General features: G+C 70.1%; 17 protein-coding genes and 2 tRNA genes. 8 read left to right on the forward strand and 11 right to left on the reverse strand.

Annotated elements, in window-relative coordinates; genetic code table 11:
• Nucleotides 1-133: 133 nt before the first annotated feature.
• Nucleotides 134-207, reverse strand: a tRNA-Gly gene (locus ABD250_RS07885).
• 198 nt (nucleotides 208-405) lie between these two features.
• On the opposite strand from ABD250_RS07885, the gene ABD250_RS07890 reads away from it, so the two are divergent.
• The 5 genes from ABD250_RS07890 to clpX all read left to right on the forward strand — a co-directional run bounded on the left by ABD250_RS07890 (nucleotide 406) and on the right by clpX (nucleotide 4,932).
• A tRNA-Pro gene (locus tag ABD250_RS07890) sits at nucleotides 406-482 on the forward strand.
• A 50-nt stretch (nucleotides 483-532) separates the two neighbouring features.
• Nucleotides 533-1,939: a trigger factor gene (tig, locus tag ABD250_RS07895; RefSeq protein WP_182658589.1), complete on the forward strand. Its 1,407-nt coding sequence runs from the start codon at nucleotides 533-535 to the stop codon at nucleotides 1,937-1,939.
• Between the two features lie 240 nt (nucleotides 1,940-2,179).
• Complete coding sequence (locus tag ABD250_RS07900) at nucleotides 2,180-2,821, forward strand: ATP-dependent Clp protease proteolytic subunit (protein WP_107748149.1); 642 nt, start codon at nucleotides 2,180-2,182, stop codon at nucleotides 2,819-2,821.
• A gap of 71 nt (nucleotides 2,822-2,892) precedes the next feature.
• The gene (locus ABD250_RS07905; RefSeq protein WP_179526200.1) at nucleotides 2,893-3,516 is read left to right on the forward strand and encodes an ATP-dependent Clp protease proteolytic subunit; all 624 of its coding nucleotides are present in this window, start codon (nucleotides 2,893-2,895) and stop codon (nucleotides 3,514-3,516) included.
• A gap of 147 nt (nucleotides 3,517-3,663) precedes the next feature.
• Complete coding sequence (gene clpX / locus ABD250_RS07910; protein WP_182658588.1) at nucleotides 3,664-4,932, forward strand: ATP-dependent Clp protease ATP-binding subunit ClpX; 1,269 nt, start codon at nucleotides 3,664-3,666, stop codon at nucleotides 4,930-4,932.
• 6 nt (nucleotides 4,933-4,938) lie between these two features.
• On the opposite strand, the gene ABD250_RS07915 is transcribed toward clpX, so the two are convergent.
• From ABD250_RS07915 to benA, 7 genes are all read right to left on the reverse strand, one after another.
• Complete coding sequence (locus tag ABD250_RS07915; RefSeq protein ID WP_182658592.1) at nucleotides 4,939-6,150, reverse strand: benzoate/H(+) symporter BenE family transporter; 1,212 nt, start codon at nucleotides 6,148-6,150, stop codon at nucleotides 4,939-4,941.
• An 80-nt stretch (nucleotides 6,151-6,230) separates the two neighbouring features.
• Nucleotides 6,231-9,035 carry a helix-turn-helix transcriptional regulator gene (locus tag ABD250_RS07920; protein ID WP_344391613.1) on the reverse strand — a complete coding sequence of 935 codons (2,805 nt, stop codon included), beginning with the start codon at nucleotides 9,033-9,035 and terminating at the stop codon, nucleotides 6,231-6,233.
• Nucleotides 9,036-9,039: 4 nt separating this feature from the next.
• Nucleotides 9,040-10,494, reverse strand: coding sequence for an MFS transporter (locus tag ABD250_RS07925; protein ID WP_344391615.1), 1,455 nt, complete (start codon nucleotides 10,492-10,494; stop codon nucleotides 9,040-9,042).
• 63 nt (nucleotides 10,495-10,557) lie between these two features.
• Complete coding sequence (locus tag ABD250_RS07930) at nucleotides 10,558-11,391, reverse strand: 1,6-dihydroxycyclohexa-2,4-diene-1-carboxylate dehydrogenase (protein ID WP_182659539.1); 834 nt, start codon at nucleotides 11,389-11,391, stop codon at nucleotides 10,558-10,560.
• A complete protein-coding gene (benC, locus tag ABD250_RS07935; protein WP_344391618.1) occupies nucleotides 11,388-13,418 on the reverse strand; it encodes a benzoate 1,2-dioxygenase electron transfer component BenC in 2,031 nt (676 codons plus the stop codon). The genes ABD250_RS07930 and benC overlap by 4 nt, the downstream gene beginning before the upstream one ends.
• Before the next feature lie 94 nt (nucleotides 13,419-13,512).
• Nucleotides 13,513-14,007: a benzoate 1,2-dioxygenase small subunit gene (gene benB, locus ABD250_RS07940; RefSeq protein ID WP_182659244.1), complete on the reverse strand. Its 495-nt coding sequence runs from the start codon at nucleotides 14,005-14,007 to the stop codon at nucleotides 13,513-13,515.
• A gap of 131 nt (nucleotides 14,008-14,138) precedes the next feature.
• Nucleotides 14,139-15,581 carry a benzoate 1,2-dioxygenase large subunit gene (gene benA / locus ABD250_RS07945; RefSeq protein WP_182616094.1) on the reverse strand — a complete coding sequence of 481 codons (1,443 nt, stop codon included), beginning with the start codon at nucleotides 15,579-15,581 and terminating at the stop codon, nucleotides 14,139-14,141.
• Nucleotides 15,582-15,928: 347 nt separating this feature from the next.
• On the opposite strand from benA, the gene catA reads away from it, so the two are divergent.
• From catA to catC, 3 genes are all read left to right on the forward strand, one after another.
• A complete protein-coding gene (catA, locus tag ABD250_RS07950) occupies nucleotides 15,929-16,810 on the forward strand; it encodes a catechol 1,2-dioxygenase (protein WP_182659240.1) in 882 nt (293 codons plus the stop codon).
• Between the two features lie 103 nt (nucleotides 16,811-16,913).
• Nucleotides 16,914-18,044 (forward strand): muconate/chloromuconate family cycloisomerase, encoded by a 1,131-nt coding sequence (locus tag ABD250_RS07955; RefSeq protein ID WP_182659241.1) that lies wholly within the window; start codon nucleotides 16,914-16,916, stop codon nucleotides 18,042-18,044.
• 151 nt (nucleotides 18,045-18,195) lie between these two features.
• Nucleotides 18,196-18,480, forward strand: a complete 285-nt coding sequence (gene catC, locus ABD250_RS07960) for a muconolactone Delta-isomerase (protein WP_182659242.1) — start codon at nucleotides 18,196-18,198, stop codon at nucleotides 18,478-18,480.
• 131 nt (nucleotides 18,481-18,611) lie between these two features.
• On the opposite strand, the gene ABD250_RS07965 is transcribed toward catC, so the two are convergent.
• The 3 genes from ABD250_RS07965 to pcaD all read right to left on the reverse strand — a co-directional run bounded on the left by ABD250_RS07965 (nucleotide 18,612) and on the right by pcaD (nucleotide 21,540).
• Nucleotides 18,612-19,823, reverse strand: a complete 1,212-nt coding sequence (locus tag ABD250_RS07965) for an acetyl-CoA C-acetyltransferase (protein ID WP_182659243.1) — start codon at nucleotides 19,821-19,823, stop codon at nucleotides 18,612-18,614.
• Between the two features lie 59 nt (nucleotides 19,824-19,882).
• Nucleotides 19,883-20,668 carry an IclR family transcriptional regulator gene (locus ABD250_RS07970; RefSeq protein ID WP_344391922.1) on the reverse strand — a complete coding sequence of 262 codons (786 nt, stop codon included), beginning with the start codon at nucleotides 20,666-20,668 and terminating at the stop codon, nucleotides 19,883-19,885.
• Between the two features lie 89 nt (nucleotides 20,669-20,757).
• On the reverse strand, nucleotides 20,758-21,540 hold the full coding sequence (gene pcaD / locus ABD250_RS07975) for a 3-oxoadipate enol-lactonase (RefSeq protein ID WP_304813991.1): 783 nt from the start codon (nucleotides 21,538-21,540) through the stop codon (nucleotides 20,758-20,760).
• Nucleotides 21,541-21,578 lie beyond the last annotated feature (38 nt).

The raw sequence follows: 21,578 nt of genomic DNA on the forward strand, positions 1-21,578 counted from the left end.
GGCGGCTGCAATCTGATCGAACAGGCGCTACCGCGAGACGCCATGCCCAGGGGCGGCTGGGATCCGATCGAACAGGCGCTACCGCGAGACGCCATCCTCGGGAGCGCCGGGAGGGCGTCGCGGGGGCGTCGTGTGGAGCGGGCGACGGGAATCGAACCCGCGTAGCCTGCTTGGAAGGCAGGGGCTTTACCATTAAGCTACGCCCGCATCGGCGGCTGACCTGGGGTTTCCCCCTCGTCTCGCTCGCGCTGGGACAACACTACCGGACCGGTGCGGCGCTCCCAACTCCCGGCCCGCCAACTCGGAATCTGCCGTGATGCGGCACTGTCGTACACTGGGCGAGTTGGTTTGGCGGCCCGGCAGGTTTCCCGCGTACGGCGCGGGGTGGTCGGTCGCGCGACTCACCGGGATGTGGCGCAGCTTGGTAGCGCATCCGCTTTGGGAGCGGAGGGTCGCAGGTTCGAATCCTGTCATCCCGACCAGCGGAGCCCGAAACACGAACCCCACACGACTTTCCTAGGAGATCATCACCGTGAAGAGCACTGTCGAGCAGCTGAACCCGACCCGGGTCAAGGTCACGGTGGAGGTGCCGTTCGCTGAGCTCGAGCCGGACTTCACCAAGGCGTACAAGTCGCTCGCCGGCCAGGTCAACATCGCCGGCTTCCGCCCGGGCAAGGCCCCGGCCAAGCTCCTCGAGGCGCGGATCGGTCGCCCGGCGGTCCTGGAGCAGGTCATCAACGACATGATCCCGACCCGCTACGGCCAGGCCGTCGACGAGCACGACCTCAAGGTCCTCGCGCAGCCGGAGATCGAGGTGACCAAGCTCGAGGACGGCGACGTCGTGGAGTTCACCGCCGAGGTGGACGTGCGCCCGGAGATCACCCTCCCGACCTACTCGGACCTGGCGGTCACCGTCGAGGCCCCCGCCACCGACGAGGCGGCGGTGGAGACCGAGCTCGACAACCTCCGCGCCCGCTTCGGCACCCTCAAGGGCGTCGAGCGCGGTGCCGAGAAGGGCGACTTCCTCTCGGTGGACCTGGCCGCCACCGTCGACGGCGAGCCCGTCGACGAGGCCTCGACCGAGGGCCTGTCCTACGAGCTCGGTTCCGGCACGCTCGTCGAGGGCCTCGACGACGCCGCCGAGGGCCTCAAGGCCGGCGAGTCCAAGGAGTTCACCTCCTCCCTCGTCGCGGGCGACCACGCCGGCAAGGAGGCGGTCATCACCGTGACCGTCCAGTCCGTCAAGGAGCGCGAGCTCCCCGACGCCGACGACGAGTTCGCGCAGATGGCCAGCGAGTTCGACACCCTCGACGAGCTCAAGGCCGACCTCACGGAGAAGGTGGCGCAGCAGGCCAAGGCCGGCCTCGCCGGCGAGATCCGCGACAAGGTCCTGGACGCGCTGATCGAGGCCACCGAGATCCCGACCCCGGAGTCCCTCGTCGAGTCCGAGGCGCACGCGCAGATGCACCAGCTCATCGACCAGTTCGGTGGGGACCCCGGGATCCTCGACCAGGCGCTGGCCGCCGAGGGCACCGACCGCGAGACCTTCGAGGCCGAGACCCGCGAGGGCGCCGCGCGCGCCATCCGCAGCCAGCTGCTGCTGGACGCCGTGGCCGAGGACGCCTCGACCGAGGTCTCGCAGGAGGAGCTCACGCAGCACATCATGTTCCAGGCCCAGCGCTACGGCATGGACCCGAACCAGTTCGTGCAGCAGATCCAGCAGGCCGGCCAGCTCGGGTCGCTGTTCTCCGATGTGCGGCGCTCCAAGGCCCTGGCCGACGTGATCGTCCAGGCGAACGTCACGGACACCGAGGGCAACACGGTCGACACCACCGAGTTCTTCGGCTCGCGTGAGGAGGAGGCCACCGACTCCGCCGAGGGTGCGGAGGCCGCCGAGGCCGAGACCGAGACCACCGACGGCAAGGGCGACGACGCCTGACCGTCACCGCCTGAACCACCCCCGGAGCCGGGGACCACCCGACGGTGGTCCCCGGCTCCGTCGTTCACGTCGACGGCGCCCGCGGCGGCGGCGGCGGACGGCGACGCTGAGAGCGAACACCCGCCCCGTCGGGACGGTTCCGTCGTGGGTGTTGGTTACTGTTTGACGTAACGGATACCCGGCCGCCGGACGGCCGGGCACCGCGGGAGCGGTGAGACGATCAGCGAAGGTAGGTACCCCGTGGCCCAGAACGGTTCAGCGGCACAGCCCGGTTCGACGCAGCCCGCCCTCAGCTCGCCCGGATCCCACGGGTTGACGCTCGGCGACTCGGTGTACGAGCGTCTCCTGCAGGAGCGGATCATCTTCCTGGGGTCCCAGGTGGACGACGACATCTCCAACCGCCTCTGCGCGCAGATCCTGCTGCTCGCGGCGGAGGACCCCACCCGCGACATCGCCATGTACATCAACTCGCCCGGCGGCTCCGTGACGGCCGGGATGGCGATCTACGACACGATGCAGTTCGTCGAGTGCGACGTGGCGACGTACGGCATGGGCCTGGCGGCCTCGATGGGCCAGTTCCTGCTGACCGCCGGGACCAAGGGCAAGCGCTACGCGTTGCCGCACGCCAAGATCATGATGCACCAGCCGTCCGCCGGCGTCGGTGGCTCGGCCGCCGACATCGCGATCCAGGCCGAGCAGTACGCCGCCACCAAGCGCGAGATGGCCGAGCTCATCGCCCAGCACACGGGCCAGTCGTTCGAGCAGGTCACCGAGGACTCGGACCGTGACCGGTGGTTCACCGCCGAGGCGGCCAAGGAGTACGGCTTCGTCGATCACGTGATCGCGCGCGCCTCCCAGACCGGTGGAACCTCGCCGTCGTGACCATCGAACCCGTCGCCCACGGGAGCGCTCCCGCAGCCCAGCCCGCCCCGCACACCACCACGGAGTCACCGATGACCTCACTGCCGACCTCGCGCTACATCCTGCCCTCCTTCGTCGAGCACTCGAGCTACGGCGTCAAGGAGTCCAACCCGTACAACAAGCTCTTCGAGGAGCGGATCATCTTCCTGGGTACCCAGGTCGACGACGCCTCGGCGAACGACATCATGGCCCAGCTCCTCGTCCTCGAGGGCCAGGATCCGGACCGCGACATCACCATGTACATCAACTCGCCCGGTGGGTCGTTCACCTCGCTCATGGCGATCTACGACACGATGCAGTACGTGCGTCCCGACATCGTGACTGTGTGCCTGGGGCAGGCGGCCTCGGCGGCCGCGGTCCTGCTCGCCGCGGGCACCAAGGGCAAGCGGGCCGCCCTGCCCAACGCCCGCATCCTCATCCACCAGCCCGCCACCGGCGGGATCCAGGGGCAGGTCTCGGACCTGGAGATCCAGGCCGCGGAGATCGAGCGCATGCGTCGCCTCATGGAGACGACCCTGGCGCTGCACACCGGCCACGAGGCGGACAAGATCCGCAAGGACACCGATCGCGACAAGATCCTCACGGCCGCCGAGGCCAAGGACTACGGGATCATCGACACCGTGTTCGACTACCGGAAGCTGTCGTCGACCAACTGACGTCCGGGCGGCGCGCCGTAGTGGGTAGCGGTGCGCCGTCAGGTCCAATGAACTGATCGCGCGGGGGGTCGGAATTGTCGGCCCTCCCGCGTACCGTCGACTACGGGGTGTGAATCCGGGCCCCTGGAATGCGAGGACGTAGAACTCATGGCACGTGTGGGTGAGAGCGGCGACCTGTTGAAGTGTTCCTTCTGTGGGAAGAGCCAGAAGCAGGTCAAAAAGCTGATCGCCGGTCCGGGGGTCTACATCTGCGACGAGTGCATCGAGCTGTGCAACGAGATCATCGAGTCCGAGGTCGAGGACTCGCAGGACTCGGCACTCGACGAGCTGCCCAAGCCGTCGGAGATCCACGCGTTCCTTGACGAGTACGTGGTGGGACAGGACGCCGCCAAGCGGAACCTGGCGGTGGCCGTCTACAACCACTACAAGCGCATCCGCGTGGGGGCCTCCCTCGGTCGCGGTGACGCCGTCGAGCTGGCCAAGTCCAACATCCTCATGCTGGGTCCGACCGGGTGTGGCAAGACCTATCTGGCCCAGACGCTGGCCAAGATGCTCAACGTCCCGTTCGCCATCGCCGACGCCACCGCGCTGACCGAGGCCGGCTACGTCGGCGAGGACGTGGAGAACATCCTCCTCAAGCTCATCCAGGCCGCGGACTACGACACCAAGCGTGCCGAGATGGGCATCATCTACATCGACGAGGTCGACAAGATCGCCCGCAAGGCCGAGAACCCGTCGATCACCCGCGACGTGTCCGGCGAGGGCGTCCAGCAGGCGCTGCTGAAGATCCTCGAGGGTACGCAGGCGTCGGTGCCCCCGCAGGGTGGACGCAAGCACCCGCACCAGGAGTTCATCCAGATCGACACGTCCAACGTGCTGTTCATCGTCGCCGGGGCCTTCCAGGGCCTGGAGAAGATCGTCGGTGACCGCGTGGGTCGCAAGGGGATGGGCTTCGGGGCCGAGGTGGCCAGCAAGAGCTCCCTGGACACCACCGAGAACTTCGCCGAGGTCATGCCCGAGGATCTGGTGAAGTACGGGCTGATCCCCGAGTTCATCGGGCGCCTGCCGGTCGTGGCGACGGTGACGAGCCTGGACCGCGAGGCGCTGGTCAACATCCTCAGCGAGCCCAAGAACGCGCTCGTCAAGCAGTACGCCCGGCTCTTCGAGATGGACGGCGTCGAGTTGGAGTTCACCACGGATGCCCTCGAGGCCGTGGCCGATCAGGCGATCCTGCGCGGCACCGGCGCCCGTGGACTGCGCGCCATCATGGAGGAGGTCCTCCTGCCGGTCATGTACGACATCCCCGGACGTGACGACGTCGCCCGCGTGGTGGTCACCGGCGAGACGGTGCTCCACAACGTGCTGCCGACGATCGTCCCGTTCTCCGACTCCGAGCCCCGGGAGAAGTCGGCGTAGGACCCGTCAGCTCGTGGTGCGGCGCTCCAGCAGCGCCGACACCGCGAGTCCCAGGACGATCCCCCAGAACGGCGCGGAGATCCCGAGCAGGGACACGTCAGCCACCGTCACCAGCAGACACACCAGCGGCCCCAACGCGCGGTCGGTCCGGAACGCCGTGACGAACGCCGACTGCAGTGGCGCCAGCATCGCCAGCCCGCCGAGCGCCGCGACGAAGGCCGCCGGCGTCCCGACCATGAGGCCGACGAACGCGGGGGAGAGCACCCCCACGATCAGGGCGAGTCCGCCAGTGCCGATCGCGGCCGCGTAGTGCCGGCGGGGCTCCCCGGATGAGACGAGCAGCGCGTTGGTCGGTCCGGTCAGGCACGTGGAGACCCCGCCGATCGCGGAGACCAGCAGAGACCAGATCCCGCAGGCCACGGCGCAGGCGTTCACCGGCGGATGGTGCCCCTTGGCACGGAGAACCCCGACCCCCTGGCCGTTCTGGACGACGAGCACGGTGATGGCCAGGGGGGCCACCAACTCGGTGAGACCGCGGACGGTGAACTCCGGCCCCTGCGCCATGGGTACGGCGAACAGCCCGTCGTCCAGGACTCCCCGCGACAACCCGCCGTCGAGTATCACCGCGATGATCCCCACCAGCATCGCGGCGAGGATGGGCGGGACCACCCGGGCCACCCGCGGAAGGGCCCCGACGGCGAGGAAGGCCACCACCATGGGCAGGGCCACGGCGGCGGAGGTCCACACCGCGTCGACCAGGCCGAGGCCGAACCGGAGGAACACCCCGGCCACCATGGCCATGATCAGGGGCATCGGTATCCAGTCCATGACCCTGCGCGCGACCCCGCTGAGGCCGATCAGCAGGATCACCACGCCCGTGATGACGTAGGCGCCGAGTACCTCCGACCACCGAAGGTGTCCGAGCGAGTTGCCCACGATCACGGTGCCGGGGATGGTCCAGAAGAACGCCAACGGGGTCCGGTAGATCCAGCTCATGAGAATGGTGAGGATGCCGTTGGCGAAGAACACCCCGAAGATCCACGAGGACAGTTCCTGCGGGGACAACCCGCCCTGTTCTCCCGCGGCCAGGATCACGGCGACGGGGCCGGTCGCGGAGAAGATCAGCGCGATGAGGGCGTTGGCACATTCTCTGGGGCCCAGGTCCGCGAGAACCTGCCGCGGCGAGGGCCGGCGGTGACGGGGGATCTCGATCGGCAGCGGTGCGGTGGTCCGGGACGGGTCTCCCGCCGGGGCGTCGGTGTCCCGGCTCCGACCGTCGGTGGGGGCGCTGTCGGTGGTCACGGGACTCCTGACTCGTCGGGGTCGGGCCCGAACGGGTGGCGGGACCTGGCGACGTGGGCCGCCAACTCGGTGCGGCCGTTGATCCCGAGCTTCGAGTAGATGCGGGTGAGGTGGTACTGGATCGTCTTGACGCTGAGGAACAGCTCCTCGGCGGCCTGGGCGTTGGTCCGCCCCGCCGCGACGAGGGTGGCCACGGCCCGTTCCTGCGGGGTGAGGGTGGAGTTGCCGACCGCGCGGGCCACGTCGACGCCCCCGGCGCGGCGCTCCCGCTCACAGCGCTCGACGTAGGCATGGGCGCCGAGTTGTTCGTAGAGGTCTCGGGCGGTCCCGAGGGCGAGGTGGGCCTCGCGGCGCCGACCGGCCCGTCGGAGGGTCTGGCCGAACCCGAAGTGCATCTGTGCGGAGTAGTACGGCATCGCCAGTCCGTCGAGGTATTCCAGGCTCCGGTGGAAGATGCGGGAGCATTCCTCCACGTCCCCGCGGACGGCGGCGATCCGGGAGCGGACGGCGCCGAGCCTGGCCTGGGTGGACCGGTGGCCGAGCTCCACGGCTCGCTGTTCAGGGGGGCCGATGAGCGCCTCGGCGTCCTCGAGCCGGCCGGCCAGGACGAGGGAGTGGGCGTAGAGATCGTGCCACGGCCAGAAGCCAGGCTGGTCGATGTCGAGCCGGAGGGACAGGGCGTGCAGCGGTTCGGCGGCCCGTCGCACCGAGGTGTAGTCACCGGCGGCGGCGGCGACCTGCATGCGCCCCATGGCGGAGGGGATGATCTGCACCGGGTAGGCGTCCGCGGTGGTGGTGAGGTGCCTCAGGTGTGCGGCCGCCCCCAGGTGGTCGCCGCGCATGGACCTGATGATGGCGCCGGACCAGTGGATCACCGGGGCGAGCAGGTCCAGCTCGAGGTCCTCGAGACGTCGGGCGGCGGTGTCGACGACCCGGAGCGCCTCGTCCCAGTCCCCCCGGAGCAGATGGGTGCGTGCGAGCCACGCCTGGGCCCACAATGAGATCCGCGCGGAACCGGAGACGTCGGCCGTCGGGACGGCCGAGCCCAGGCGGCGGCGGGCCGTCTCGAGATCGTCATGGGCGAGCGCGATCCATCCGGAGGCCATCTCGAAGCGCTGGGCCACGGCGGGGGCGAGAGCACCGATCCGGCCCTCGTCGGCGACGCCGGCCCCCGGGGTGGCGTCGATCGCCTCGCCCAGGACGGTGATGGCCCGGGCCTCCTCGACCTCCGGTTGGTCGGGAAGGGCGCCCCCGATGACGACCCCGGCCCAGTGCCTCAGCTGGTCGGGGCGCCACAGGCACAGTGAGTGCACCACGAACTTCTGGGCGAGGGCGACAGGGTCGGGGGCGGTCACATCGGGACCACCGGTCGACCCGGCGTCGAGGGCTCGCCGGAGGAGCGACTCCGCCTCTCCCGCGTGACCCAGGTGCAGCGCGAGCGAACCGAGGACGGCATCGCGGCGGGGGTCGGGCCGGACACGGTCCAGCGTGTGGGACAGAGCCGCGGCCTCGCTGATCCGCCCCGCCCCGAGGAGCGCGTCGATGCCGTCGATGTGTAGGCCCCGCGCCTCGTCGTGGTCCGCGGTGAGCGCCGCCGCAGTGAGGTAGGCGTGGCCCGCGGCGCTCCAGTGTCCGGACCTGGCGTGCGCCCTCGCCCGCTCCCGCAGCATGCGGCAGAGCTCGGGATCCGGCCCGGTCGAGGTGGCCGCCAGGTGGTCGAGGGCGGCGTCGGGGTCCTCGACCTCCGCGAGCCCGGCCGCGACGGTGTGCAGGGAGAGCAGCTCGCGGGGTGGGATGAGGCGGAGGACCGCCGTACGGACGAGTGGCGAGCGGAACGTGAGCGCGGCGGCGCCGGGGGAGAGGTCCACGCGGAGCATCCCGGCCCGGTGCGCGGCGTCGAGGGCGCCCAGCACCGTCCCGGCCGCGCCGGATCCGCCCGGTCGGGCGGCGACGAGGTCGGAGAGGGACTCCAGTAGGACGGGCGGGGGAAGGACGGCCGCGGCCTCGACCACTGCGCGGTCTCCGGGTTCCAACCCCGCGAGCTGGGCCCCGGCCTCCAGCTCGACCGAGGCGGGCAGCGGCGGGGGTGAGAACGGGCTGGTCCACCAGGATTCGGAGGCCTCGTCGACGACCGCGGCCACCGCGTCGGCGGCTCCACCGGTGTAGTCCAGGATCCTTCGGGCCGCGGCCGCGGACGGTTCCCGCCCGGTGCGGGCTGCGGCCAGAGCCCGGATCTCGGAGTGGTCGAGTGCCCCGAGGTGCAGGATCTCGCGGGCGAGGGTGGAACACAGGTCCGCGGACGGCCCCTCCGAGGGGTTCCCTGCGGTGAGGACCAGGAGAACCGCACCGTCGACGGAGGTCTCGAGAGCCGATCCGAGTGCGCGGAGGGATCCTGGATCGGCGTGGTCGGCGTCGTCGATCACGATGACCGTCCCGGCGCCGGCGCCCCCGAGCGCGGCGTCGAGCTCGTCGACCACCCGGGACCCGGTCCGCTCGACCCCGGCCGGACCGGGCGTCTCGCCGTCACCCGGCGGGGCGACCGGGGGAAGTCGCCGGAGGATCCGGTCCGCGATCACCCACCGGACGTCGTGTTCCCACGGCAACGCCCTGGTCAGCACCGTGGTCACGCCGGTGGTTCCGGTGAGCAGGGTGTCGACCAGGTGACTCTTGCCCGCACCGTACGGGGCGGTCACCAGGACCACTGACGACCCGCGGTCCACCACCGCGTCGTGGAGCTCACGGAGTCGTTCCACGACGCGGTGGTGACCGTGGCGGGGGATGAGGGAGGGCATGGTGGTCATGACCTCAGCGTAGGTCGGCCGCCGGGGTCTCGATCCGTTCCCGAGAACCGTCGGACCTGCCGTCGGGACCGGCGCCGATGAGGGTGTCGGGGACCTGGGCGACCAGGCCCGGCGAGCGCGGGACGGCGAGGGTGATCACGGCCCCGACCAGGGCGACGCCCGCGAAGACGAGGAACGAGGTCTCCGCCTGGAGGCCCGCGGCGACGAGAAGGCCGCCGATGACCGGACCGAGAATTCCGCCCAGGCGCCCGAAACCCGCGCACCAGGCCACGCCCGCGGCGCGGGAACCGGTCTCGTAGTAGTTCGAGACGAAACCGTAGACGAGTACCTGGGTCCCGATGGTGCCCATCCCCGCCGCGGCGACGAGCAGGATCATCAGCGCGATCGGCGGGGAGAGGGTCACGGCGACCAGGGCGGACGTGGCCAGGAGGAAGGAGCAGGCCACGATCACGCGCGGGCCGTGCAGGTCGGCCAACCGCGACGCGGCCAGCCCGCCGGCGATGGCACCGCCGTTGAGGACCAGGAGGAAACCGAGGGAACTCTTGGCGTCGATACCGTACGACTCCATGATCGTCGGTAGCCAGGTGTTCAGCCCGTAGGTCAGGAGGAGTCCGGCGAAACTCATGAACCCGAGCAGGAGGGTGCCGAGTCGATAGGCCGGGGTCACCAACCCGGCGAATCCGGTGGGCGACGCTGCGGCGGTGCCCGCTGCGCCGGACCCGTCGGAGCCGGCGTCGTCAGAGGTCTCGGCGGGGGCGTCGATGAAGGAGTTGATCGGCAATCCTCGGGCGGAACACAGGGCGAGGGCCTCGTCGGTGCGTCCCCGCGAGGAGAGCCAGCGGGGCGACTCGGGCAGGGCGTACCACGCGTAGGGCAGGACGATGACGAGTGGCAGTGCGCCGATGAGGAAGAGTCCCCGCCACCCGATGTGGTCGCGCAGCAGCATCGCGAGGGCCGAGGCGAGGACTCCGCCGGCGGGGATACCGCTGTAGACCACGGCGTTGAACAGGTTCCGCCGCCCCGCGGGGGCGAACTCGGCGATGATCGCACCGGCGGTGGCGACGATCGCGCCGATGCCGAGGCCGGTGAGCAGGCGAAGGATCCCGAACGTCGTGATGTTCTGCGCGAAGGAGGTGGCGGCCATGCCCACCGAGAACCAGGCGATCGAGCCGAGCATGATCTTCCGACGGCCGATGCGGTCTCCGACGGCGCCCGCGCTCAGCGCCCCGATCATCACTCCGACGAGGGCGTACGAGCCCAGGGCGCCGGCCTGAGCGGCACCGAGGTGGCCGATCTGGCCGGGGTCCGCCATGAGCGTGGGCAGGATCGCGCCGTAGATGACGAGGTCGTAGCCGTCGAAGAGGATGGCCAGCGCGACGACGGCCAGGACCCCGTAGACGGTTCGCCGATGCGCGGGGGACTCCCAGACGTCGGCTGTGGTTGCGGTCTTCTCGGTCACGGTGGACCTCCGATGGGGGATGGGTGGGATGGGGATGGGTGGGAGCAGTGGCGGGGCGGGCGGTCAGCCCTGGTCCCCGCCGGCGACCGGGAGGACCGACCCGGTGATGTACGACGCCTCGGGGGAGGCCAGGAAGCAGATCGGGGCGGCCTGTTCGTGGAGGTCGCCGTAGCGACCGAGCGCGGTGGAGTCGACGGTCTGGTCCACGATCTGCTGGTACCAGCGCTTCTCCTCGTCGGTCCGGGCGTCACCGCCGCGGGGGATGCGGCGCTCCGGGGCGAGCGTTCCGCCGGGAGCGGTGGCCACCACCCGGATCCCGTGGGGAGCCGCCTCGAGCGCGAGGGCTGTGGTCAGTCCGTTCACTCCGCCCTTGGACGCCGCGTAGGGGACCCGGTTGACGCCGCGCGTGGCCACCGAGGACACGTTGACGATGGTGCCGGTCGCGACGGACACCATCGACGGGAGGACGGCCCGGCACATCCACAACGTGGGGAAGAGTGAACGGCGCACTTCCTTCTCGATCTGCTCCGGCGAGTACTCGTGGTAGGGCCGGGCCCAGATCGTGCCACCGACGTTGTTGATCAGTACGTCGATCCGGCCGTGGGTGGAGAGTGCGGCGTCGGCCGCGAATTGTGCGCCCTGGAATGTCTCGAGGTCGGCGACCACGGGGGTCACCCTGTGGCCGTCCGGCGACACGGCGGTCAGTTCCTCGGCGACCTCGGTGATCGCCTCCGCACGGTCGACGGCGGTGACGAGCGCGCCTTCCCGGGCGACCCGGTCGGCGACCGCACGACCGATTCCCTGAACCGCTCCGGTGACCAGGACGGACAGCCCGTCGAAACGTCCGGGGGAGAGGACGGGTGGGACGGCGTCGTGGTCACCGACCGGGGCGCTCATGACGCCGCCCCGACGGACGTGTCGGCGAGCGCGGCCCGCATGGTCGCCTTGGCGTGTTCGGTGTGGCGCCGGATCAGGTAGCGCGCCGCGTCGCGATCACCGTTCTCGAACGCGGTCACGATCTCGAGGTGCTCCGGCACGATGTCCTCCGACACCCAGCGGGCGTCCGGGAGGACGCTGTTCATCACCCGGGTGACCTCCAGGATCCGGTACGCCTGCAGGAGTGCCTCGTTGCCCGTGCACCGGAAGAGGTACTCGTGGAACTGGGCGTTGGCAGCGGTGAAGCGCGCCGGGTCGAGGAAGCGATCGCCGTGGATGTACTGGTTGGCCGACTCGGCGAGCATGCGGAACTCCGCGAGGCGAGTGGCGTCGAGCCGACCCATGGTGAGCTCGACGGCTCCGAGTTCGAGCGCCATCCGGGCGTCGAACTGGGCGTCCGAGTGGGTGATCCCGGGATGCACCTCGCCGCTGACGACACCGGTCGAGGACGTGATGGTCTCGGACCGCTCGCCGCCGGACAGCAAGAGGGACGACGACGTCGTCCTCGCGACGGAGGTCGGGAGGACGGGCTGCAGCGTCACGGGCCGAGGGATGTATCCCACCGGTCGGGCGGCGATGGGCGAGGTCGTCTCCTCGGCCGCCGGTCCCGGTGAGTACCCGGGCCCGAACACACCCGGGACACGGGACTCGAACCCGACCGGTCGGGCGGCGATGGCCGGCTGCGGGCCTTCCGGACCGCGCGACCTGGCGACGGGGGAGCGGAACAGGCCCGGAGTGCGCGGTTGGTAGCCGACGGGTCGCGCTGCGATCGGTGCCCCGGGGAGCTCGGCTGCGGCGGGCCCGGCTGTGCCGAGCCCGTCGGTGATCGTGGTGATCGCGACCGGCTCCCGGTCGTCGCGCGCGGCGGCGGTGTCGACGGCGACCGGTGCGACTGTGGCGGGGTCGGGTGGCGCCGGCGTCTCGACGGGGGTCGCGGCGTCGGACTCGACGCCCGCTGTCACCGCCCCGTCACCCGCCACGGTGGCCGGGGTGAACTTCTCGTAGTAGAAGTGCGTCACCTCGAGGCCCTCGGTGTCCAGGAAGGTCCGGACGGACTCCACCATCGGCGGCGGACCGCACAGGTAGATGTCGGCCGTCCCGTTGTGGAGGTGCTCGCGCCGGATCAACCCGGTGACGTATCCGGTGTTCGGGAACGCCGTGGCCGGGTCGGACACGACCAGGTCCCACGTCATCCCCGGCAACCGTGTCGTGTAGTCGTCGAGCAGGTCGGTGTACACCACGTCGGTGTCGCGAGACGTCCCGTAGACCAGGTGCACCGGCCTGTCCACGGAACCGGCGACGGCGAGGCTCTCCAGAATCGACAGGACGGGCGCGAGTCCGGTGCCGCCCGCGAGCAGTAGCAGCGGCCGCGGTGACTCGCGCAGGAAGAAGCTGCCCATCGGGCCCGTGAGGTCGAGCCGATCGCCCACCGCGCACCGCTGCGCCAGGTACTCGGACATCGCGCCGCCGGGGGCGTACTTGATGAGGAACGACAGGCGGTCGTCGTCCGGGCCGGTCGAGAACGAATACGAGCGCACCTGGTCGGTACCGGGAACCGAGACGTTCACGTACTGCCCCGGCAGGAACGCCAGGGCTCCCCGGTCGTCGAGCTCCACGGTCAGCGCGAACGCGCCCTCGGCCAGACGCTCGACCGCCGTGACGGTCGCCGGGTGGGCGGCCGCGGTCGTCTTGGCCACATCCGAGGTGGTGGGGATCTGGACCACCAGGTCCGAGCGGGGGACCATCTGGCACGGCAGGCAGTAGCCGGCCTCGGCCTCGGCCGCGGTGAGGGCGTCGTCGATGTAGTCGCCGCCGTCGAAGTCTCCCGACTCGCACAGTGATTTGCAGGTGCCGCACGCTCCGTCGCGGCAGTCGAGGGGGATGTTGATTCGGGCCTTGTACGAGGCGTCGGCGACGGTTTCCGACGGGCCGCATGTGATGAAGCGCGTCACACCGTCCTCGAAGCCCAGGGCCACCTGGTAACTCATGGGATCTCACTTCTTGTCGCTGGCATGATCGGCCGCACTGGGCGGACCGGTGGTCGTCGACGCCCCGGTGGGGCGGGCTCGATGGCGTGGCGGGTCACACCATGTAGACGTCCACGATGTGGTGGATGTAGTCGTTCTTGAGGACGACCTTCTTGTAGGTGATCAGCGGGGACTCCCCGGTGACGTCGAGGGTGTAGAAGGACGTCCCGAAGTACTGGTCGGTGGTCTTGTAGCGGACGTACGAGGAGAGCCAGTTGAAGCGGACGTCGACCTCGCCGGGTCGCCTGTCCGTCACCTCGACATTGCTGATGAGGTGGCCGGTGCGGGGTTCCGGCAGGGAGGTGGACGACGACCGGTCGGTACGGATGCGGAACACCCGGTCCTCGATGCCGGCCCGGTTGGGATAGAAGATGAGCGAGATCTCGGAGTAGGGGTCCGTGGTGAGCTCGCCGTCGTCGTCCCAGGCGGGCATCCAGTACATTGCGTCCTCGCGATAGCACTCGATCCATGCTTCGAACTGCCGGTCGTCGAGGAGGCGGGCCTCGCGGAAGAGGAAGGCGGAGATATCCTCGACGGAGATCGACGCCACTGGCGTCGCGGACACTGCTTCTCCGGACACTGTTTTTCCGGGCACTGTTGGTCCAGATACTGCGGGTGCGGACATGATCGGTCCTTTCGTGGGCGTGGGCGTGGGCGTGGGCGTGGGGAGCGCGGGTCGGATCAGAGAGCGGCGGACGCGGTGACGCTCGGCGTCGCGCCGTTCTTCCCCGCGGCTGCGACGTCCGCGGCTGCAGCGTTCGCGTCGGCGGCGGCGCGCTCCTCGGCCTCCAGTGCGCGGCGCATGGTCTCGAGCCAGTACCCGTGCTGCACCGGGTACAGGCCCTCGTCCTCGGTCTTGGCACCGGAGGAGAGCACGTTCTCCATCCCCAGACCTCGGGCGGTGGCGTCGGGGCCGGCGACCTGGTGGGTGGATCCGCGGGTCATGTCGTTCCACGGAGCGGCGCTGGCCAGGTAGGTCTTCTGGCAGGAGCGGAACTCCTCCAGATCGTCCGGCGTCGCCATACCGGTCGCGTTGAAGAAGTCCTCGTACTGGCGGATCCGGGCAGCGCGTGCCTCGGCGCTCTCGCCCTTGGGGGCGATGCAGTAGATCGTCACCTCGGTCTTGTCCACCGAGATCGGCCTGAAGTGCCGGATCTGACTGGAGAACTGGTCCATCAGGTAGACGTTGGGGTACAGGCACAGGTTGCGGGAGGCCCCGACCATGAACTCCGCCTTCTTCTCACCGATCTGCTCGGCCAGTTCCGCCCTGCGTTCCCACAGCGGACGATCCTCGGGGTTGCCCCACCACATCCACAGCAACAGGTGACCGTGGTCGAACGACCAGTAGCCGCCGCCCTGCTTGCCCCACGTCCCGGCGTCCATGGCCTTGGTCTCGTTCTTGGATTCGCCGGAACCCCGTCGGGCGGTGGTGGCCGCGTAGTTCCAGTGGGTCGCCGAGACGTGGTATCCGTCGGCGCCGTTCTCGGCCTGGAGCTTCCAGTTGCCGTCGAAGGTGTAGGTCGAGGACCCACGCAGGACCTCCAGACCCTCCGGGGACTGGTCGACCAACATGTCGATGATGGTCCGGCTGTCCCCGAGGTGCTCCTCGATCGGCAGGACGTCGGCGTTCAGGCTGCCGAAGAGGAACCCGCGATAGTTGGCGAACCGGGCCACGCGGCGAAGGTCGTGGGAACCGCCCGAGTTGAACTGCTCCGGGTAGCCGGCGTCACGCGGGTCCTTGACCTTGAGCAGCTCCCCCGAGTTGGAGAACGTCCACCCGTGGAAAGGGCAGGTCAGGGTGGTGCGATTGTCCGTCTTGCGGCGGCACAGCATCGCTCCGCGGTGCGAGCAGGCATTGATCAGGCAGTTGAGCTCTCCGTCCCTGCCGCGGGTGATCATGATGGGCTGGCGGCCGATGTCGGTGGTGAAGTAGTCGCCGACGTTCGGGATCTGGCTCTCGTGTGCCAGGTAGACCCAGTTCCCCTCGAAGATGTGCGTCATCTCGAGTTCGAACAACTCCTCATCGGTGAAGATACGACGGTTCGCGCGGATGATGCCCTCGGCGGGACGGTCCTCCAGAGCGGTGTCGAGAGTGTGCTGCAGGTGGTCGAGTCGATCGGACATCGAGTTCTCCTTGCGGGGTCGGGGCGGGCCACCTCGAAGGTGACCGGGTGCCGTGATGACCCCAACGGTGCCCGAGTGTGGGGCGAGTCACACTAGGGGTGTGCCTAGTCGTGCCTAGGTGCCCATTGTTCGCACTGCGAACAGATTCTTCGCATCCGTACGCCTATCTGCGGGAACATGCCGATGTGGTGCGCGATGCGTACAGGAATCCCACTACGGATGTATAGCCGGGTGATTGACGACACACCTTTACCGGGGGCACAGTGAGGGCATCGGCCGACGGAGATCCCTGATCGGGGCATCGTCCACCGGCCCGATCCAGTCCCCCCACTCACGCAGGGAGCGTCATGAGCACCACCGCAGTCCCCACCACCGCAGTGCCCACCGCCGCCGGCTCCGGCTCCGCCGCGACGGACAAGTTCAAGGGCAGCCGCTTCACGTCCGACACGACCACCGAGCGTGCGGCCGCCATCTACAAGGACGTGCTCACCAAGCTGTCGGAGGTGATCTTCGAGCACGAGGTGACCTACGACGAGTACCGCGTCCTCAAGCAGTGGCTCATCGAGGTCGGCGAGGGTGGCGAGTGGCCGCTCTGGCTGGACGTCTTCCTGGAGCACTTCATCGAGGACTCCAACAGCCGCATCTTCAACGGCACCAAGGGCTCCATCGAGGGCCCCTACTACGTGCCGGACGCCCCGGACCTCGGAGCCAAGGGCGTCATGCCGATGCGCGAGGACGAGAAGGGCACGCAGTTCGTGTTCAAGGGCCAGGTCCGCGACCTGGACGGCACGGGCATCGAGGGTGCATCCGTCGAGCTGTGGCACGCCGACGCCGACGGCTACTACTCGCAGTTCGACGACGGCTTGGGTATCCCGGAGTGGAACCTGCGCGGCACCTTCACCACGGACGCCGAGGGCAACTTCCACATCACCACCGTCCAGCCGGCCCCCTACCAGATCCCGCACGACGGCCCGACCGGTGAGTTCATCGCCAGCTACGGCGGCCACCCGTGGCGTCCGGCGCACCTGCACCTGAAGGTCACCGCCCCGGGCAAGCGCCTCATCACCACCCAGCTGTACTTCCAGGGTGGAAAGTGGGTCGAGGACGACGTGGCCGGGGCCGTCAAGCCCGAGCTGATCCTGGACCCGAAGCCCAACGCGGACGGGATCGACGAGGTCGTCTACGACTTCGTCCTCGACCCCGTCTCCGACAAGCGTTTCGTGGCCTGACCGGCGACGACCTCGTCTGTAATCCCCGCCCGCCCCGGCCGCCACGAGCGGCCGGGGCGTCGGCGGTCGATCCGGCCGGACCACCAACACGAAGGGCTCGAAGATGTCTGACCTGACCATCCGTTCCGTGGAGACACGGATCCTCGACGTGCCGCTCATCAGGCCGCACAAGTTCGCCACCACCACCGCCACCGAGCAGTCCATCCTCCTGGTGTCGGTGACCACGGCTGACGGCGTCGTCGGCTACGGCGAGGGCGTGACCCCGGGTGGCCCCTGGTGGGGCGGGGAGTCCGCCGAGACGATGCAGGTTCTCGTGGAGAAGTACCTCGCCCCCGTTGCCGTGGGTCGACGCGTGGACGAGGTGCCGGCGGTCCTCGAGGCGATGGAGGGTGTGGTGGCCCGGGGGCGCTTCGCCAAGGCCGCACTCGAGATCGCGATGTTCGACGCGTGGGCGCGCACTCTCGAGGTGCCGGTGCGGTCCCTCCTCGGGGGCGCCGTCCGCGACTCCATCGAGTGCACGTGGGCGCTGGGTGCCATGCCGCTCGAGGAGATGGTCGAGGAGATCGACGAGCTGCTCGCCGCCGACCGCCACCGCACCTTCAAGCTCAAGATGGGGGCCCTGGACCCGGCCGAGGACGTGGCGCGCATCGCCGCGCTCGCCGCGCGCCTCGACGGCCGGGCCGGCCTGCGGGTGGACATCAACGCCCGGTGGGACCGGTTCACCGCCAACGTGCACCTCCCGGCGTTGGTCGAGGCAGGCATCGAACTGATCGAGCAACCGACCCCGACCGAGCAGATCGAGGTGCTCGCCGAGCTCAACCGCACGCTGCCCGTCCAGATCATGGCCGACGAATCGGTGCAGTCACCGCACGACGCTCTCGAGGTCGTGCGCCGCGACGCCGCCGGGGTCATCGCCGTCAAGACCACCAAGCTCGGCGGCCTGACCAGGAGCAAGGAGGTCGTGGCGATCGCGCGCGCGGCAGGCGTGGCCTGCCATGCCGCGACCTCACTTGAGGGGCCCATCGGAACCATGGCCTCGCTGCACCTGGCGTGCGCCGAACCGGGCTTCAACTACGGCTCCGAGCTGTTCGGCCCGCTGCTGTTGGCCGAGACGTACGTGACCACGCCGATCAGGTACGAGGCCGGCCGGGTCCACCTCCCGGACGGTCCGGGCCTGGGCGTGGAGATCGACCACGACGCCGTCGAGAAGTTCACCCGTCGCCGACCCCGCTGACCCGCAGACCCGCCGACCCCGCTGACCCGCTGACCCGCAGACCCGCCGACCCCGCTGACCCGCAGACCCGCCGACCCCGCTGACCCGCAGACCCGCCGACCCACTGAACCGCAGAACCGCCGACCACTGAGAAGTAGAGGAGACCACCGAGATGGCACTGTTCCACGTCCGCATGGACGTCCACATCCCCCGCGACCTGGATCCGCAGGTGCGCGAGGACACCATCGCCCGCGAGAAGGCCTACAGCCAGGAGTTGCAGCGCTCCGGGACGTGGCGGGAGCTCTGGCGCATCGTCGGCCAGTACTCCAACATCAGCATCTTCGACGTCGAGTCCGGCGACGAGCTGCACGAGCTGCTCTCGGGACTCCCACTCTTCCCGTACATGGACATCGAGGTCATGGCGCTGACGAGGCACCCGTCGCGCATCGACGACTGACGCTCCGGCCGACCAGGTTCGGACGGGTGAACGGCCGACCTCTCCACGTCATGATCATCGTCAAGAGCGTTCCGCACATTTTCACTCGAACGATGTGTGCGGAACGCTCTTGACGATGCTGGAGGGGTCGGTCAGACGCGTTCGAACACCGCGGCCAGGCCCTGGCCGCCGCCGATACACATCGTCTCCAGCCCCCACTGGGCGTCGCGCCGCACCATCTCGTGGGAGAGCGTGGCGAGCATCCGGGCGCCGGTCGCTCCGACGGGGTGGCCGAGTGAGATCCCGGAGCCGTGGGGGTTGAGGTGCTCCGAGGCGGGGTCGATGTCCCACTCCCGCATGACGGACAGCGCCTGGGCGGCGAAGGCCTCGTTGAGCTCGATCACGTCGATGTCCGCCAGCGTCAACCCGAGCCGGTCGAGCGCTTTAGCGGTGGCGGGGACCGGGCCGATTCCCATCGTCTCCGGGGCGACACCGGCCACGGCCCAGGACGCCAGGCGCACGAGCGGGGTCAGGCCGAGCGAGGTGGCCCTGTCCGCCGTGGTGACCACGCACATCGCGGCACCGTCGTTCTGGCCCGAGGCGTTTCCGGCGGTGACGGTGGCCTCGGGGTCGGTCCGGCCCATGATCGCCCGGAGGCCCGAGAGCGCCTCGACCGTGGTGTCGGCGCGGGGGTGCTCGTCGGTGTCGACGACGAGGTCCTCCCCCCTGCGCTGCGGAACGGCCACGGGGACGATCTCCTCGGCGAACACCCCGGACCCTTGCGCGGCGACCGCGCGCTGGTGGGACTGCACCGCCAGCCGGTCCTGCTCCTCCCGGCTGATGCCGTACTCGCGGCGAAGGTTCTCGGCGGTCTCGATCATCCCGCCATCGATGACGTGGGAGCGACCACCGACCGTCGTGCGGGCGCGGCCGAGGCGGTCGATCAGCGAGACACCGTCACCCTTGATGCCCCAGCGGGGCGAGGGCGTGGCGTAGAACTCCACCTGGCTCATCGATTCGACGCCGCCGGCGACCACGAGGTCCACTCCGCCGGAGGCCACCTGCAGCGCGCCGGTGATCACCGCCTGGAGTCCGGAGCCACAGCGCCTGTCCAGTTGCATCCCGGGCACGTCGATGCCGAGCGGGGAGTCGAGGGCGGCGATCCGGCCGATGGCGGGACCCTCGCCGCCGGGCGAGCCCTGGCCCAGGATCACGTCGTCGACGTCCGTCCCGGTCAGGCCGGTGCGCTCGACGAGCGCGGTGAGCAGTGAGGTGGCCAGCGTGTTCGCGTCCAGATCGCGGAACACGCCGCCGAAGCGGCCGACCGGCGTGCGGAGGGGCTGGCAGATGACGACGTCGCGCATGGGTTCTCCTGGTGGTAGCCGAGGTGGTGAGTGTGGGGAGGGGTCTCAGTGGGAACAGGTCAACGAGTGACGGTCGACAGGTCCGCGGACAGTGCCCGGGCCGCGTCCACGACCACGGGGACGAGCTCGTGGCGGAGCTGGTCGATCGAATACCGGGCGGCGTGTGTGGAGACGTTGAGCGCGGCCACGACCCGCCCGTGACGGTCGCGCACCGGGGCGGCCAGAGATCTCAGGCCCGGTTCGAGCTCCTGGTCCACGAGCGCCCACCCGCGGTCGGCGACCGCCGCGAGTTCGGCGCGCAATCCGTCCGGGTCCGCGATCCCGTGCGGGGTGCGGACGCGCAGATCGGTTGCCGCCAGGTGGGCGTCCAGCTCCTCCGCGGGCAGGGCCGCGAGCAGGACCCTGCCCATCGAGGTGGCGAAGGCGGGGAACCGGGTGCCGATGGTGATCCCGATGTTCATGATCCGGCGGACCTGGACACGTCCGACATAGACGATGTCGTGCCCGTCGAGGACGGCGATCGACGACGACTCGTCGAGCCGTGCGCTGAGCCGTTCGAGGTGCGGCTGGGCCAGATCCGTCAGCGGCATGGCCGAGAGGTAGCTGTAACCCAGGTCGAGCACGCGGGGGGTGAGCCAGAAGGCCGACCCGGCGGTGTCCACGTAGCCGAGCTCGACGAGTGTGTGGAGGAACCGGCGCGCGGTCGCGCGGGTGAGTCCGGTGGTCCGGGCGACCTCGCTGAGGGTCTGTCGGGGGTGGTCGGCGTCGAATGCGGTGATGACGGCGAGGCCGCGGGCGAGCGACTGGACGAAGTCCGGGGACGGGGGTCGCTCGGGTGTGGGCACGGACCCGGACCCGGACCCGGACCCGGACCCAGCCGCGGACCCGGACCCGGGACGGGCCTCGTCGGCGGCGTGCTCGCCGTCCTCCGCGGTCACGCGGGCCCGGCCGAGGTCAGGTGTGCGCGCAGGACCCCGGAGACGCGCTCGGGCATCTCCACTGTGGGTACGTGGGCGGCGGGGGACAGGGTGACGAACTCGGCCCCCGGGATGCCCTCCGCGAGCTCGCGCAGCACCTCGGGTGGTGTGGAGGGGTCCTCGTCGCCGGCCACCACGAGGGTGGGGCAGGTGATCCGGCCGAGGTCGGCGCGGCCGTCCCAGACCGACAGGGCATCGCACGCGGCGGCGTACCCCTCGGCGCTGGTCGCCAGGATCATCCTTCGGAGACCGGCCACCAGGGAGGGATCCTCCTCGGCGCGTCCGGGGGTGATCCACCGCGCCACCACCGCGTCGGCGACGGCCGCGGTGCCACCCTCGCGGACCGCGGCCGCGCGGTCCGCCCATCCGGAGGGCTCGCCGAACCTCGCAGCCGTGCACAGCAGGGCAGCGGACCGGACCCTGGTGGGCTCGTGGACCGCGAGCCACTGGGCCACGGCGCCGCCCAGGGAGAGCCCGACCACGTGGACGTGACCCACGCCGAGGGTGTCGAGCAGGGCGAGGACGTCGCCGGAGAGGTCGGCGATCGTGCACGGCCCCGGAATGACGTCTGAGTTCCCGTGCCCTCGGTGGTCGACGGCGATCACCATGTGGTCGCGGGCCAGATCGCGCACCTGGGCGTCCCACATCGACCGGTCCGAACCGAGGGATCCGAGCAGTACTACGGCAGGGGCATCCGCTGAGGGCGGGCCGCTGACCTGGTGAGACAGGGTGGCGGGCATGGGATGGGTCCTTTCCTGGGGAGCGGCGGGTCAGTTCT

It is taken from the genome of Dietzia cercidiphylli (assembly GCF_039531545.1).
In the GTDB taxonomy this organism is placed as follows: domain Bacteria; phylum Actinomycetota; class Actinomycetes; order Mycobacteriales; family Mycobacteriaceae; genus Dietzia; species Dietzia natronolimnaea.